General features: G+C 64.1%; 1 protein-coding gene. It reads left to right on the top strand.

Annotation, left to right across the window (positions count from 1 at the left end; genetic code table 11):
* Nucleotides 1-262: RNA polymerase sigma factor region1.1 domain-containing protein (locus KMS84_RS40275; RefSeq protein ID WP_256921613.1), on the top strand; the 262-nt coding region annotated here is incomplete at both ends.

The following is a 262-nucleotide window of genomic DNA, read 5'->3' as shown; positions in this document are numbered from 1 at the left end:
AGGTAAGGGAGCTCTTTGAAGCCGGACAGGAGGCCGGGGTCCTGGAATCCGGCGAGGTGCTGGACCTCCTGCAGGAGGTGGACCTCTCCACCGAGGAGATACAGCAGGTCTACGGCCTGCTGCGCGAGCAGGGGGTGGAGATAGTAGACTCGGGCTTTCTGCCCGAGAGGACCGAGGAGGACGAGGACGTCCAGGTGGTGGAGGAGGTCCTGGAGGGAGACCTCAAGAGCCGCTACACCGGCGATGCGGTCCAGATGTACCT

Origin of the sequence: Streptomyces hilarionis (assembly GCF_024539675.1) — a bacterium.
Lineage (GTDB): Bacteria > Actinomycetota > Actinomycetes > Streptomycetales > Streptomycetaceae > Streptomyces > Streptomyces hilarionis.
The sequence above is the reverse complement of the archived record's forward strand: the minus strand, read 5'-3'. Positions and strand labels throughout refer to the sequence as shown.